Origin of the sequence: Anabaena sp. 90, assembly GCF_000312705.1 — a bacterium.
Taxonomy (GTDB): Bacteria; Cyanobacteriota; Cyanobacteriia; order Cyanobacteriales; family Nostocaceae; genus Dolichospermum; species Dolichospermum lemmermannii.
In genome coordinates this window covers 1,070,321-1,087,826 of the sequence record NC_019427.1, presented here as the reverse complement: position 1 = coordinate 1,087,826, position 17,506 = coordinate 1,070,321, and the positions used below count along the sequence as shown (strand labels likewise).

Genomic DNA, 17,506 nt, shown 5'->3' with positions numbered 1-17,506 from the left:
CCTCTTTAGTCAATTTCCGCGAGAATTTCGTCTAGTTCCTGTTGATTTAAGTTCGCCACTGGAAAATCAGAGGGAGTGTATCCCCCAACTTCAGGAGACAGACAATGGTCAATTAGTTTGAGCAAAGCTTGGAGATACTTCTGAACGAGTGATTCTACTGTAGAATGTCGATGGAGGTGGCGACTGTAGCTCCAGTTAATTTGCAACTGCCCTTCTACTACTCTGGCAGTAATTTCTAATAGATGAGTACGATGCCCCTCCAGACTTTGATTAGCTCCTTTAGATTCACTAGCTAATTTCCAATCAATTCCTCGTAATTGTCCCTGGTCGAATTGACCCAAGTAGTTAAAACTAACTTCCCTGAATGGTAGTGCGGCTATTTGAAAACTAATTTCTTGATTTTGACTCAAATAACGTAAAATTCCATAGCTAATGCCTTGTTGAGGAATAGCTCGCAACTGTTCTTTAATTGATTTGAGAGCCTCTCCCAAATGATTTTGATTTTGCAGTTGCAATATTACTGGAAATATGCTTGTGAACCAGCCTACTGTCCTAGATACATCCACATCTGCAAATATATCTTCTCGACCATGCCCTTCTAGGTCAATGAGTACTGTGGAATTTCCTGTCCATTTTGCCAAAGTTTGCACTAAAGCTGTCAGTAGCACTTCGTTAATTTGGGTATTATAGGCAGAGGGAACTTGTTGCAAGAGGGCGCAAGTTTGTTCTTGACTGAGAGTAACAAATACATTAGCAGCACTAGCTACTGAGTTGTTTTGTTTTCCTGTGGGATCATCTACTGGTAGGGAATTTACCTCAGACCAAGGCTGTTTTAACCAGTAATGTAATTGCGATCGCACTGCCTCAGCTTGCCCATATTCCTGCAAAAGCATAGCCCATTCTTTAAAAGCTAAGGTCTTAGGTGGCAGTTGAATAGTTTCTTGTTGTTTTAACTGCTGGTAAACTGTGAACAAATCTTCTAGTAAAATCCGCCAGGAGACCCCATCGACCGCTAGATGATGGATAACGATCAGTAATCGACTATCTTGGTTATTCCCTAATTGAAACAATACCACTCTCATTAATGGCCCATCTGAGAGATTTAGGCTAGCCTGTTGGATAGTCGCTATTTGCTCTAAGATTTGTGGTAGTTGTGATTGAGGAGTTTGGGATAAGTCGATGACTTGGAAAGGTACTTCATCAGAAATGCCATAGTTGATTTGCTGCCATTCACCTTCCTCAAAGCTAAACCGCAAACGTAAAGCATCATGATGCTCTAATAATTTGCCAATAGCTTGGGACAGTAACTCTGGTTTGAGATCAGAGGGAATTTGCAGCAGTACTGATTGATTGAAATGGTGCGGTTCAGATCGATTTTGCTCAAAGAACCAATGTTGAATCGGAGTTAGAGGTACAAATCCTGTCACTAAACCCTGTTGAACCAACATCAATGTGCAAGTATCAGCTACAGCAGCTAGTTCGGCAAGGGTTGAATATTGGAATATTTGTCGTGGGGTGATTTTGATTCCTGCTTGACGAGCGCGACCGACTACTTGAATACTGAGGATGGAGTCACCACCGACTTCAAAGAATTTATCGTAGCGACTTACTTGCTTAATTCCCAAGACATCTTGCCAAATCGTGGCTAAAATCTGCTCAACAGGTGTCTGTGGCGGAACAAACTCTTGTTCTCGTGTCAGTTCTGCTTCTGGTGCAGGTAACATCTTGCGGTCTACCTTACCATTGGGGGTTAATGGCAAAGTTGACAAGATGACGAAACTGGAAGGAATTATGTAATCTGGCAATTTCTGCTGTAAGAAACGGCGCAAATCACTCATGCTTATAGACTGGTTCTGTGTGACTAAATAAGCTACCAGTCGTTTGTTACCAGGAGTGTCTTCCCGCAGCATGACTACTGCTTGTTGAATTTGCGGATAAGTTTCTAGGACAGATTCAACTTCTCCTAATTCAATGCGGAAGCCGCGAAGTTTAACTTGGTTATCGATGCGACCAAGAAATTCTATATTGCCATCCGGTAAATAGCGAGCTAAATCCCCAGTCTTATACAATTTTTGGGAATTATCAAAGGGGTTGGCAATGAATTTCTGGGAAGTTAATTCGGGTTGGTTAAGGTAGCCTCTGGCTAAACCTTCCCCACCAATGTATAATTCCCCAACAATACCAATGGGTACAGGTTGGAGATCGGGGTTGAAAATGTAGATTTGGGTATTAGAAATTGGTCGCCCAATACTAGGTTGCTTAATTGCCCCTTTTTGCACCAAACTAAATGTTGAGTAGGTTGTATCTTCGGACGGTCCGTAGAGATTGTAAACTCGCTGAATATTTTCCTGCTGGTAAAGTTGCTGTGCCAGTTGATTTGATAATGGTTCACCTGCGAGGTTAATTGTTTGCACACAATTAGGTATACCCTTGATTTGTAGCAGTTGAGCGATCGCGGTTGGTACTGTATTAATTAATGTCACCTCTTGAGCTTGTAAGCTAGGTAAATCTAAGGCATTCTGTGCCAGAATGACCTTACCTCCCCAAGCCAAGGGTACAAATAGCTCGAAGACTGACAAATCAAAACAAATCGAAGTTGAAGCCAAAACACCCGCTAGTTCGTCAGTAGTAAAGACTTGTTTTGCCCAACACAAGAGAGTTATAGTGCTGTGATGCTCAATGACTACGCCTTTGGGTTTGCCTGTTGAGCCGGAAGTATAAATTGCGTAAGCCGAGTTGCGAGAATTAACCTGACTGATAGGATTTTTCTTATTCTTTAAGGAAATGTCCCCGCCATCTGTATTTAATATCACCATGTCAGCTTTGTTTTCAGGTAATCTTGCCACTAATTTCTGTTGTGTGAGTAACACCGATACCTGGGAATCAGCCAAAATCATCTCTAGACGCTGTGTTGGGTAGGTTGGATCTAATGGTACATATGCCCCACCTGCCTTGAGAATGCCTAATAGTCCTACGACCATTTGAGGGGAACGCTCTAGACAAATGCCTACTAGTACTTCTGGTTTTACGCCTTTTGTTTGTAAATAATGGGCTAGTTGATTAGCTTGCTCATTTAACTCTTGATAGGTTAATTGTTGATTTTCAAATACTACCGCTACTGCATTGGGACTACGTTCTACTTGTTCTTCAAATAGCTGATGAATACATTTGTCTTGCGGATAGTTAGCTTTGGTATTATTCCATTCTACTAACAGTTGATACTGTTCTTTATCTGAGAGTAAACAATGCTTTTCATATAGTTCTGACCATTGATTGGCCATTGCTGTTAGAGCTTCTTGATAGTATCCGCCAATCATTTTCATCTGTTCTTTACAGAATTGGCTGGGATCGTATTTCAGGGTAAACTCTACTTTGTAAGAAATTGGATGGAGACTAAAGTTAGCTAGTAAAGCAAAGTTAGTTTGATTAAAAAATTTACCATCTAATACTTCTAAATCTTTAACACCGATAATACTTTGGTAAACGTGGAAATGAACAAAGTTAAACGCAGTCTCAAACAAGGGCTGTCCACCAAAAGTCCGTTGCAATTCAGCCAGGGGATATCTTCGCCAAGGTAAGCATTCCCGTTCAGCATCAAAGGTCTGCCTTACTAGGTCTATCCAACTGCCACCAAGGAGTTTTAAACGCAATGGCAAAGTATTAAGAAATAACCCTAATACTTTTTCTCCATCAGTATCTTCTAGTCTGCCATTAGATACTAAACCTGTGATAATATCTGTCTGGTTAGTTAATAAGCTCAATACCCTTAAATGAGCCGCTAATAAAACACTTTTAAGAGGTATTCCCGTGGCTTTACTTAACTGTTTTAAACCCTGAGAAACTCTAGAAGATATAGAAACTGGCAAATCGCAATTTTTAGTGGCAGCGTTCGACTTTGACCACCGTGGCAGTTTGGTAATAATGATGTCGCTGAGTTGCTTTTGCCAATATTTTTGGCATTCTTGAGTATGAAGAGTTGTTTGCTCTAATGCGACAAAATCTCGAAAGGTAATTGTGGGTGGTGCTGACAGAGGAAGAACGTCTTTACCTAGAAGATATAAATATTGTTGCAATAATTCAGTGAGCAACGAGGCCTCACTCCAGCCGTCAAGAATAGAGTGGTGGAAGCTCAAAGTTAAATTAAATGTCTCAGAGGTGCGGCGATGAACATAAAAGCGTAGTAAAGGCGGAACACCCCAATCAAAATGTCGTTTTTTCTCTTGTTCAATCCAGGCATCAAGCGATACTTCTTGTTCAGTAGTCGATAAATGGCTGAGATCGTCTACCTTTAAAGGAACATCTACTTGTTGATGAACCAGTTGTAGTGGCTGCTTGTAGTCAGTCAGAACAAAGCTGGTACGTAGCACCGGATGACGATTTACTACCTGTTGAATGGCACTGTGTAAAGCCTGGGGGTCAAGAGTGGCTCGAATGTAATAAGTAAAGACATCGTGGTAGATCGAGACATCATTACTATACTCACTGTGGAAGATCATCCCTGCCTGTAGTGCTGCAAGCGGATAGGCATCTTCTACATCCTCTGGCAAATTTAGGCGCTGTTCGTCAGAGATGAGGCTGAAGGCTTCTGTTTTTGGTGTGGGTAAAAAACCCAGTTCGCGGCTAACTAAACCAGCCAATTCTTGGATTGTCTGATATTGTAATAGCTGTGGTAGAGAAAAATCGAAGCCAATTTGTTTAGCTTTGGCGATCACTTGGATACCCCGAATTGAGTCTCCTCCTAGTTCAAAAAAGTTGTCATGGATACCCACCTGTTCGATCCCCAGAACTTCAGCCCAAATTACAGCTAATATTTCTTCAATGGGAGTACATGGCGCAACATAGGTGTTTGCCAACTCGAGACGGATTTGTTCTAGAGATGGTAAGGCACGACGGTCGATTTTGCCATTGGCTGTCAGTGGTATAGCATCCAACATGACGAAAGCATTTGGCATCATGTACTCTGGTAGACGTGATTCTAAATAACTACGCAGTTGGGGTATGAGTTGACGGTTCAACCTTGGCTGTAAGGGCTGGTTCGCATAAAATTGCCAGTCATGCAAGGGTTTGGCTTGACCGTTTGTAGGAGTGAAGACTCTCAGAGGGACTTTTGCCTGACTTTGGTGTTGCACAAAGATGACATCGTAATAGCCTAAGACACTAGAGTCTGACCAACTAACAACTAAAGAATAAGACAAAGCCTCAGCTAAAGCATATAAGTCATCAAGTTCTACTCCTGCCTCTGGAGAAATCGCATCTATGTCCTGACGCAATTGGCTCACTGTCTGGAATTTGTGAGGATTTTTCAGTAATTCTAAGGTTTTTAAAGGTTTAATTAATCGTGGATTTAGTAACCGTGTAATGCCCAGTATCTCAGGTTTCGCCTCTGCTAGCAGATGTTGTACCATAGCCAATGTAAGTTTTTGGTTCTGCCAGTCCAACCACTGAATATCATGGGGGACATCCACCGTAGTTCCCACATACAGTAGGACGTTATAACGAAATTGAGTCAGTTCGTTATGGTGCTGACCTCGTTGTAGATGGATCTGCACATGAGTAATTTGGGGAAAACGCTGTTGAATAGCCGCAAAGAAGGCTGGGTCAATCAGCAGTTCATTTTCTTGGGCAATTCGCCTCTGCACCTGCTGTTGCCATTGGGCTACAGATAAATCGGGCGAAGCTTTATGCAGTTCTACAGAGGTGTGGAAAGCTTCTAGTAATTGCAGATTCCGCACATCTCCCAGGAAAATACAGCCTCCAGGGGCGACTGTATTCACTGCTCCTTCTAAGACACGCAACAAATAATCAATATGGGGGAAGTACTGCACAACTGAGTTAAGGATGATGGTGTCAAATCCTTGTGCCTCTAAACCCTCAAAATTATCTGCTGGACGCTGCGATAGATTCACATGGTGCAGTTGTGACTCTGGTTTGCTCAAGTGCTGCTGAATGTAGTCTAGTCCCCTTGATGAGATGTCTGTTCCCCAATAATGGCGGCAGTACGGAGCAATTTGGAATAAAATTAGTCCTGTTCCACAACCAATTTCAAGGACTCGATTTGGTTGCTGGGCAAGAATTGTCTCAACTTTGTCGTTTAGCCAATCACGCATTTGTACTGCTGGAATTGGCTGACCTGTGTAGCTACTGTTCCAGCCGACTATATTAAACATCGGGTCTGGCTCTAGGTTAGCTTGGCTGTAAGTCTGGTTGTAGAGCATTTGCCATTGCAATATTTGTTCGTCAAATAAATTTACTTCTTGGTTATGCTCAACAGCATCGCTGGGTTGAGAATTTCCGACGATGTAAGCAATGAGGCTTTTATGTCCAGTTTCTTCCTCGTGAACTATAACTATAGACTGTTCTACTGCTGGGTGGTGGCTGAGTACAGTCTCGATTTCTCCTAGTTCAATGCGGAAGCCGCGAATCTTAACTTGGTGGTCGATACGACCGAGAAATTCAATATTGCCATCGGGTAAATAGCGAGCTAAATCACCTGTTTTATATAATTTGCCATCACCGAAGGAATGAGAAATGAATTTGTGAGAAGTTAATTCAGGACGGTTAAGGTAGCCACGGGCTAAACCCACACCACCGATATGTAATTCTCCTGCTATACCAACTGGAACTGGTTGCAAATATTGATCGAGGATGTAAATTTGGGTGTTGGCAATGGGACGACCAATGGGAACTATCTGCTGTTGAATCTGTGGTAAACAATGCCAAAATGTGACATCAATTGCTGCTTCTGTTGGTCCATAGAGATTGTGTAGTTCGCAGTTTAACCGCTCAAAAAAACGTTGTGTCAGTTCATAAGGTAGTGCTTCTCCACTACAAATCACTCGCTTTAAGCAACTGCAATTTTCTAAGCTTGGTTCTTGCAGAAACACTCGCAGCATCGAAGGCACAAAATGGATTGTCGTAATTTGTTGCTGTTGTATCAGCTTGATTAAGTAAGTATTATCTTTATGCCCTTGAGGTTTCACCACTACCAAAGTTGCACCTGCCAATAACGGCCAAAAGAATTCCCATACTGAAACATCGAAACTGAAGGGAGTTTTTTGGAGAATGCGATCGCTGGATGTTAACTGATAAGTATTCTGCATCCACACTAAGCGATTACTAATGCCTTTATGGGTATTCATTGCTCCCTTTGGCTTACCTGTAGAGCCAGAGGTATAAATTACATAAGCTAAGTTCTCTCCTTTCACGCCACTGTTGAGATTGTTCTGATTCTCTTGAGCTATAACTTGCCAATCTCCATCCAAAGACACTACAATCGCTTGATTCTCTGGTAAGAGTTCAGTAAGCGAACGCTGGGTGAGCAAAACTTTCACCCCCGTATCTTCAAGCATATAACTCAAGCGTTCTTTGGGATAGCTAGGGTCTAATGGTACATACGCTCCTCCAGCTTTTAAAATTCCCAACAGTCCCACTATCATTTCTAGGGAACGCTCTATGCAAATACCTACTAGTAATTCTGGTTTTACACCTAATTTTTGCAAATAGTGCGCTAACTGATTAGCCCGCTCATTTAAATGGCGATAGGTTAATTGCTGATTGTCAAATACTACTGCTATTGCATCGGGGCTACGCTCTACTTGCTCTTCAAATAGTTGATGGATGCATTTTTGGGAATATTGGATCTCTGTATTATTCCATTTTCTAATTAATTGATTACGTTCTTCTGTTGTTAATATATCAATTTCTGACAATTTACAATCAGGATTAACTGTAACAGTTTCTATAATTTGCCGAAAATGTGCCAGCATTCTCTGAACAAAATCTGCACTAAAAGCATCTTTTGGGAAAGTTACAGAAACAGAAGTATCTTGAGCATCAATTTCAAAGACTAATTGAAAGTTGTTTAACAAAGAACTGTGACTGCATAATCCCTTGTGGATTAGGGCAATATCAAAAACCGCTGCTGGATTTCCGCCTCTGGCAATAAACGTTTCTACAAGACTGTCTACATCATAATTTTGGTAACGGTATCCTTCTTGGAGATTACTGCGAGTTATTTTAAGTAAATCCTTAAATGAAATAAGCTTTTGTTTGTCAAATCTGGAGAATATTAAGCTATTAGACTTGTCTAGGTTCAAAGCTCCCGTTGCTACAATAAATTGTTCTTGAGCAGTATATTTAAATATTAAAAATTTAATAACTGATAGATATAAAGCTAGGTTATTAACAGGAGAATTAGTAGTTAAATTATATATTTTATCGCGTAGCTCTATAGATATAATATCAATTATTTTGTCTTGTTTTTCTATTTTATTTTGAATTCCAATATTAAATAAAGTTGTGACTGGCTGGATTTCTCGCAGTTGTCGAATTTGATAATCTATTGAAACAAGATGTGTTTCTATCACGTCCATAAACTTCTCCAAAAATTTAGATGATATTTTTTTACATTAAAATTCCACTATTAGTCACATATTTTTTGACTAATTCAAGTTCTGACTAATTCAAGATAGTAATTAGTGTGATATTGTTTAAGCCTTGGTGACTAAATTTGCGCGCCAGATGCTTTATGGCGGTAAATTCTCCCGCAGTGATGGCTCACCACCGCACTGGCTTGGCTACACAGATACAACACGCCTACGCGGGTTCAAAAATTTTAAGGCTAAGAAAAAAGAGGAACTTATTAAGTGCTAGTTTCATAGAGAATTGGTATAGAGCCTTAAATGTTAAATTTACAGCATAAGCGTTTTGGATACAATAGGTAATTAAGAAAAAATTTCATTTATTTTTCACCCTGGAATTTAAGTGACAGCCAAAATGCTTGTATAGATAGATTTGCTTGCAATTAACTGCATTGTAAATTTTTTTTAAGTAGGGATCGCTCACACGAGCATCTCCCCATCAAACTTAGTTTTCTTTTTGATTCATGGCAGTTCCAGCAGCGATCACTAGATTTTACCTTTACTATACTATAAATATCTATACAGAACTTAAGAATAGAATTTACAAAGTTTATCTATATTAAATGATTGGTTTAGCAAGTAATACTACTTACATCTCTATTTTCCCTCAAACTCACAATTTTTTGCTTGACAGACCACTAGGAGTTTATCGTTGGTTTGTACCCTCACCGAAAAGGCAGAGGGGAAGGGGGCTTTCTAGCAGGGAGAGCAAGCCCTTCCTCTCTGCGACAAGCGTTGCGGAGCATGGGTAAGAAGCCCCGCCCTTCCAGGGCGCTTGGCTTGGGACGGGATACAAGCTTTGTCCCAGTCTCTCCCCTCTGCTCCCCTACTTCTTTTGACTTTTTGCTTACATTTTGGCGCATTGGGGCATCGCGGCACAAATTGCATTTCAAACAATATTTCTACAATTACTTTTGTGTTTTTTTTTACTCAACCTTAAACGAATGCCCCGGATTGCATTTAGTCATGAAATTGACAATCAAATTTCCCGGTGCAAGATATAAGAAGACTATAAACATCAAAATGAATACATTGTTTTTTTGAATTGTACGGTTGTTTGCTGTTAATCAATTTTTGTAATATGACACCGAATCGAAAAAAGAATGCGACAAATAGTAAAAATATAAAAGCTAGCAATAAAGGCATGTAATGACAGGGGTAACACAGATAGACTTCCAAGAAAGTGTAGAGGAACAGGAGACACTGCTGCGTCAACAGGATAATGCAATGCTCTTTGGTGACCAATTAGAAGATATCTGGCGGACTCTTCCAGAAGTATTGAGTGATGCTGCTAAGTACGAAAGTCAAGGTATTACATATATTAGAAGTGACGAAAGTCAATATTTTCAGACTTATAAAGATTTATATAATGATGCTCTGATTATTTTAGATGGGCTTTATCGACGCGGACTTAAATTAGGAGATAAAGCCATATTACAAATTGGGAGAAATCAAGATTTTATTCCTGCACTTTGGGCTTGTTTTTTAGGTGGGATTATACCTGCACCTTTGAGCATCGCTCCCAATTATGATATACAAAATGCCGCAGTTAAAAAACTTGAAAATGTCTGGCAGATTTTAGAGAAGCCTATTATATTAACGGATTGTGAATTAATTAGCAAAATAGAAAAATTAACTACTCAATCTCATTTAAAGGAATTGCGGGTAGTATCGATAGATAAATTACGAAGTAATCAATCTCTATCAAACCAACTGTCGGCTCATGAATTACCTCATCTTACACCATTAGATCCAGCATTACTACTATTTACTTCTGGTAGTACAGGACTACCCAAGGGAGTGATGTTGCATCATCGCAACCTTTTATCTATGTCCGTCGGTACAGTGCGGATGAATAATTTTACACGACAAGAAGTTACCCTAAATTGGATGCCCTTAGACCATGTAGGGGCAATAGTATTTTTAGGAATTATGGCTGTGGATTTGGCTTGTCATCAAATCCATGTGCCAATTGAATTAATTTTACGTCAACCACTCAAATGGTTAGGACTAATTCAAAAGTATCAAGCTACTATCTCTTGGTCTCCCAACTTTGCATTCTCCTTAATTAATCAGCATACTGAAGAACTTAACCAATCTTGTTATGACCTCTCCTCAATCAAATTTTTAGTTAATGCCGGAGAGCAAGTTTCGGTCAAAACTATTCGCTTGTTTTTAGAAATTCTAGAAAAACATAAATTGCGGGATAGAGTAATTAAACCAGCATTCGGGATGACTGAATCTTGTTCTGGAATTACTTGGTCAGCAGGTTTAAGCAAAGATGAATTGATAGAAGAAAATAGTTTTGTCTCTCTAGGTCGCCCTATTCCTGGAGCTACTATTAGAATTATTGACCAAGAGAATAATATTTTGCCAGAAAACGAAGTTGGACGACTTCAGATTAAAGGACCTTCTGTAACTGAAGGATATTATAATAATCCCGATCTTAACCAAGAAGTTTTTCAAGATGGAGGTTGGTTTACTACTGGAGATTTAGGTTATCTACACAATGGTGAATTAGTTATTACTGGTAGAGAGAAACAAGAAATTATTATTAACGGTATTAACTACTTCGCCCATGAAATTGAAACAGCGATAGAAGAATTAGATGGTGTAGCTATTTCCTATACGGCTGCCTTTGCAGTTTTCGACCAAAACAGAGAAACAGATTTATTAGTTATTACTTTTAATCCGGAATCAAATAATCTTGATAATGCAGTAAAAGTAGTCAGACAAATTCGCAGCCATTTAACGCAGAAAGTAGGAATTGCACCTGCTTATGTGATTCCTTTGGCGGCTGAGTTAATTCCCAAAACATCTATTGGTAAGGTTCAAAAAGCTAAATTAAAAAAAGATTTTGAACAGGGATTATTTAGTGATCGCATCCAAGCAATCAATGAATATTTAGCGAGCGATCGCCAAAAAAACGCCAGCTTACCACAGTCTGAAAATGAACGCCAAATAGCAGCAGTTTGGTGTGAGATTTTACAACTTGATTCAGTAGGTATACAGGATAACTTCTTTGAATTAGGAGGGAATTCTCTACACCTAATTCGTGTCCAAAACCAATTAGAAAAACTTTTTGGTCGCCAGATACCTCTAACTGAAATATTTAAAAATTCTACAGTTGCCACATTAGCCCATTTCTTAACTGAAGAATCTAATACCACAAATGTTATAGCAGAAAAAAGTCGAAAACGCGCCGAAAATCGTTCGCGTCGCCATCAGGACACTCATGATATTGCTATTATTGGTATGGCAGGTCGATTTCCTGGAGCTAACAACATAGATAGTTTTTGGGAAAATCTCAAAAACGGAGTCGAAACAATATCCTTCTTTTCTGAAGAAGAACTACTAGAGTCGGGGGTTGCTCCTGAACTTTTCCAGCAGCCTAACTATGTCAAAGCTAGACCGATTCTCGACAAGGTAGAATCCTTTGATAATGAGTTTTTTGGATACACAGACCGAGAAGCAGAATTACTCGATCCCCAGCAACGTTTACTGCTGCAATGTAGCTGGGAGTGTTTAGAAAACGCTGGCTATAATCCTAACTCCTATGAGGGAGCGATCGGGATGTTTGCTGGGGCAAGCATGAACACCTATTTTATTAATAATTGCTATCCGTATCGCGGTCAATTAGATGCCAACGACGAGTTACAACCCTTCACATTAGATTCGATGGGAGGGTTTCAAACGATGGTGGCTAACGATAAAGACTATTTGACTACACGGATTTCCTATAAATTGAACCTGCGTGGACCTAGTGTGAATGTCCAAACAGCCTGTTCCACTGGACTAGTAGTTGTGCATCTAGCCTGTCAAAGTCTGTTGAACGGTGAAAGTGACATGGCTTTGGCTGGAGCTGCTTCTATCAACTCTCCCCAAAAGATTGGTTATTTGTATCAAGAAGGTTTGATTGTATCTCCTGATGGGCATTGTCGCGCCTTTGATGCCCAAGCGAATGGTACTATTTTTGGCAGTGGGGTTGGAGTTGTTTTGCTCAAGAGATTAAAAGACGCTCTAGCAGATAACGATCATATCTACGCTGTGATTAAGGGATCTGCCATCAATAACGATGGCGGTAGAAAGCTAGGATTTACAGCTCCTGGAGGAGAAGGTCAAACTTTAGTAGCAGCCGAAGCACTAGCCTTTGCCGGAGTCGAAGCTGATACCATTGGCTTTGTAGAAGCTCATGGCACAGGTACAAAACTGGGAGATCCTATCGAAATCGATGCTTTGGCTAGAGCATATAGCACTGCAAATCAGGGAGAGTGTGCTTTGGGATCGGTGAAGACCAATATCGGGCATATGCAAATTGCTTCTGGTATTGTTGGTCTAATCAAAGCTGCTTTGGCTCTCAAACATCAAATTATTCCCCCGACTTTACACTTCAATACTCCCAACCCCCAGATTGATTTTTCCCAGACTCCTTTTTATGTCAATACCGCAGCCATACCCTGGACTGCAAAGCAAGAAGATGGCAAGGAGTTGCCTCGACGCGCTGGGGTTAACTCTTTAGGAATTGGTGGCGTGAATGCTCATGTGGTGCTGGAAGAAGCGCCCGCCATTATTCCCCAGTCCAATGACATCAAGCGTCCCCACCATTTACTCACACTTTCTGCCAGAACAGAACAGGCTTTGGTAGATTTAGCAAAAAGCTATGCAGAATTTCTTCAAAATCATCCCGCCAGCGATATCTCCGATATAGTATTCACAGCCAATACTAGCCGAGTTCATTTCCAGAATCGTTTAGCGGTGACTGGTTGCCAAATTGATGATTTTGTTACTAAATTACATCAGTTTGGACAACAAAATATAGAGTCAGTAATTCACGCTCAAGTTGATGAAAAGCAGCCTCCCAAAATTGCCTTTTTGTTCACAGGACAGGGTTCTCAGTATCTGGGAATGGCTAACCAACTCTATCAAACCCAACCAACTTTCCGGCGAACTTTAGACCAATGTGAAACAATATATCAAGAACTAACAGGTAGATCTTTACTGCAAGTCATCTTTGCTAATTCTGATGTAGCTTTAAATCATACATCTTATACCCAACCAGCTTTATTTGTTGTCGAAGTAGCACTAGCTCAATTATGGCGTTTTTGGGGCATTGAGCCTACTGCTGTTTTAGGGCATAGCTTGGGCGAGTATGCGGCTGCTTGTTTTGCAGGAGTTTTTGATATTGAAAGTGGTTTAAAACTGGTCGTACAAAGAGCAAATTTAATTGGTGGATTACCCGCAGAGCAAGGAGCGATGGCTGCCGTTTTTCTGGATGAAACATCTGTGCGGCAATTGTGTAAAAATCAGGGGATAAAAGTTGCGATCGCAGCAATCAATGCAAAACAACATACAGTAATTTCCGGCGAACAAACAATCATTCAACAACTTAGCGAACACTTTATTAACGCTGGAGTAAAAGTTCGCCAATTAAAGGTTTCTCATGCTTTTCATTCACCATTAATAGCACCCGTATGTGGAGAATTTAAAAATACCCTGCAAGAAATTGATTTTGCTAAACCCCAAATTCCTATTATCTCTAACCTGACAGGAGAAATTGCAGATGACAGTATTGTTACTCCTGATTATTGGATTCAACATTTGCTGCATCCTGTGCAATTTTATCAAGGAGTTGTGTCTCTAGAATCTCTTGGATGTGATAGTTTTATCGAAATTGGACCACAACCTGTTCTTTTAGGCATTATTCAGTCATCGATATCTTTATCTAACCCTCTAATATTACCGAGTTTACGCTCAGGATTTTCTGATTGGGAAGTTCTACTAGAAAGTCTAGGTAAACTTTATGTACGTGGTGCAAATATAGATTGGTTTGGACTTGAAAAAGATTACCAACCTAAAAGATGTGCTTTACCAACTTATCCTTTTCAGCAACGTCAACATTGGATTCCCTTAAAAACTCAATTCCAAACTGCCAAGGAATCTGCTGTTGTCAAGATGTTGTCTCAAAAAGATACAAACAATTTGATCCAGACTCTAATAGAAACTGGGAATTATTCTGAAGCTGAAAAACAAACTTTATCGGCAATTGTTCAACAATTAATTCAGCTACATCATCAAGACACAGGTAATTCTAATTTTGATAACTTACTTTATCAGTTAGAGTGGCTACCTCATCTTTTATCAGCTAAGAAATTAGAGAATTTAGAAATAATTCAAACTGATTTAGGCTCTTATTTGTCAGAACAAATCAAATCTACACAATTTACAGGAGTTTCTCTAGCTTTTTCCCAAATGGAAGAACTTAGTGCCAACTTTATTGTGAAAACGTTAAAAGATTTGGGATTATGGCAAATAAATACTATCCTCTCTCCAGAAAATAGTTTACGTCAGGCTGGCATTAAAGAGGAGTATAGATTACTATGGCAGCACTGCTTAAAAATATTGGCACAAACAGGCTTTCTAGAAAAGCAGGGTTTGGGCTGGAAAATCATCAGTGAACCGCAACAATCTCACTCTGATTTAACAGTAGATGATTTGATTGTTCAGTATCCAAATGCTTCCATAGAATTAACGCTGTTTAAGCGAGTTGCGGTCAATCTTGCAGCCATAATTACCGGGAAGATTTCTCCTTTATCCATCTTATTTGCTCAAGACGGGCAAATTGGAGTAGCAGAGTTTTATAAAAACACATCTTGGGCAAAAGTTCTCAACCTTAGTATCTCTAAAACAGTAGAGCTTTTATTATCAAACTATTCTCCATTAGAACCAATCCGAATTCTAGAAATTGGTGCGGGAACTGGAGCTACTACCCATCAAATTCTCCAAGCTTGTGCTTCTCGTCAAATTAACTACACATTTACTGATATCTCGCCATTCTTTCTAGAGACTGCCAAAGATACTTTTGCTCATTCTTTCATAGAATACAAAGTTTTGGACATAGAAAAAGACCCCGAAATTCAAGGTTTTTTACCCGGTTCTTACGATCTAATTATTGCAGCAAATGTATTGCATTCTACGCGGGATTTACAAGGAGAAACCTTACCCCATATTCGAGGTTTACTGCGTCCTGGAGGACACTTGTTACTCCTAGAACTTACTCATCAGTCCCGGTGGATTGATTTAATATTTGGCGTGACTCAAGGTTGGTGGCGTTTTAGCGATCGCGATTTACGCTCAGATCATCCCATTATTGCAGCATCTACTTGGCAATCTATTCTCCGAGAATCTGGTTTTGCTCAAGCTGAATTTATTTCTCCTGACGAAAAAATTGGCAGTCCTTTATTTCAGCAAAGTATTATTGTTGCCCAAAATGCCGAAAAAAGCAGCGATATTTCGGGTAATTGGCTAATTTTTACCGATAGTGAAACAGATAATCTAGCTCTAGCAATTCAACAGCAACTAAGCAAAGATTGTGGATCTTGTGCGATCGCCAATTTAGAAAATAGCTCTGAGCTAGAAACACGGCTGGCTTCATCTCTCTGTTGGCGTGGAATTATTTATCTTGTGAATGGTGGTGAGGGCGATCAGTATGAGTCTACTTTATTCAATCGCTGTCACCATCTTTTAAATCTTCTCCAGGCGATTAAAAAAATACCTCATCCTCCCAAATTATTCCTCGTTACCCAAGGTGGTCAACCCTTTCGATTAGAGCAGCCATCTTTTGTTACTCAGTCTCCGCTTTGGGCGTTGGGGCGCGTGATGGGGCTAGAAGAACCAGAACTATGGGGGGGAATGATAGACCTCTGTCCCCACGCCGATATTGCTCAAAATCTTGTTGCTTTACTCTCAGGATTGACTAACTCTGTCACCGAAGATCATCTGATGTTCCGCAAAGGTCAAGCTTACGTTGCGCGTCTTTCCCCACTGGAATCTCTACCTACAAAACCAGTCACTATCCAAGCTCAAGCTACTTATTTGATTACAGGAGGTATTGGTCATCTAGGATTACAACTTGCTCGCCATCTGGTTGATTTGGGCGCAAAACACCTCATTTTGACTACACGTCGTCAATTTCCACTACGAGCAGAGTGGGATTCACAAGCAGAATTTGGGGAAATAATTCAAAATATCAAGACTTTAGAACAAAAGGGAGCAACTGTAGAAGTTTGTCAAGCAGATGTGGGAGATTTTGAGCAAATGTCACGCATCTTTACCAAAATTCAAAAAATATCTGATCCGCTCCGGGGTATTTTCCATCTTGCCGGAGTGTCAGGACGCAAAGCTAAATTAAGCGAATGTACATTAGATGATATTGCAGAAGTTTTTCAGGCAAAAGTTCGCGGTTCTTGGAATTTGCATCAGTTATCTTTAGCAACTCAATTAGACTACTTTGTTTTGTTCTCTACCGCAGGTGCAATTTGGGGAGCTAAAGAGCAAGGTTTATACGATACTGCTAGTCATTTTATGGATGCTTTAGCTCATTTACGTCATCTTCAAAAATTACCAGCTACTAGTTTGAATTGGGCATTATTAGCTGGAAATGGCATAGTTTCTCAAGATTATGAAGATTGGCTCAAACAAATTGGTATGAAAGAAATTGCTTTAGATAAAGCTTTTGCAGCAATGACCGCTGTTATGGAATCTGGAAAAACACAAATCTTACTAGCTGATGTAGATTGGGTGCGATTCAAAAATATTTATCAATCTAAAGGCAATAAACCAATTTTTGAAAAATTAGGAGAATACCAAAATTCAGTTAAAGGAATTCAACAGTCAATCTCTACACGTCGTTTTCTAGAAGAAATTCCACCAGGAGAACGTCGGCAACATTTGTTTGAATATATTGGCAAACAAGTAGGGACAATTTTAGGAAATAAACAGATACCAGATACCGAACAAGGATTTTTAGAAATGGGGATTGATTCTTTGCTTTCGATTGAATTAAAAAATCGTTTAGAGAAAGGATTGGAAGTGGCTTTACCTGCTTCTTTGATATTTGATTTTCCTAACATTAGAAGATTAGTTGATTATTTAGTGGAACAGGTGTTTAGTTGGCAGGTTAATGCTTCTGTAAATGTTGTTCCTATTCAGGAGGAGGTTGATCAGGATTTATTTTTACAAGAGCTTGCAGATTTAGAGGCTTTTTTAGGTAATTCTTGATTTTTTAGCTCACGCAGAGAGAAGTTGCG

The 17,506-nt window shown here is 39.8% G+C and carries 2 protein-coding genes; one reads left to right on the top strand and one right to left on the bottom strand.

The annotated features are described in order from the left end of the window. Positions 1-5: 5 nt before the first annotated feature. Positions 6-8,372: a non-ribosomal peptide synthetase gene (locus ANA_RS04860; RefSeq protein WP_015078939.1), complete on the bottom strand. Its 8,367-nt coding sequence runs from the start codon at positions 8,370-8,372 to the stop codon at positions 6-8. 1,197 nt (positions 8,373-9,569) lie between these two features. On the opposite strand from ANA_RS04860, the gene ANA_RS04850 reads away from it, so the two are divergent. Beyond that, entirely contained in the window at positions 9,570-17,477 is a 7,908-nt protein-coding gene (locus ANA_RS04850; protein WP_015078938.1) for a type I polyketide synthase, read from the top strand. Positions 17,478-17,506 lie beyond the last annotated feature (29 nt).

Coding starts and splice junctions, on each gene's coding strand:
- ANA_RS04860 (WP_015078939.1), bottom strand. CDS start 8,372: ATGGACGTGATAGAAACACATCTTGTTTCAATAGATTATCAAATTCGA.
- ANA_RS04850 (WP_015078938.1), top strand. CDS start 9,570: ATGACAGGGGTAACACAGATAGACTTCCAAGAAAGTGTAGAGGAACAG.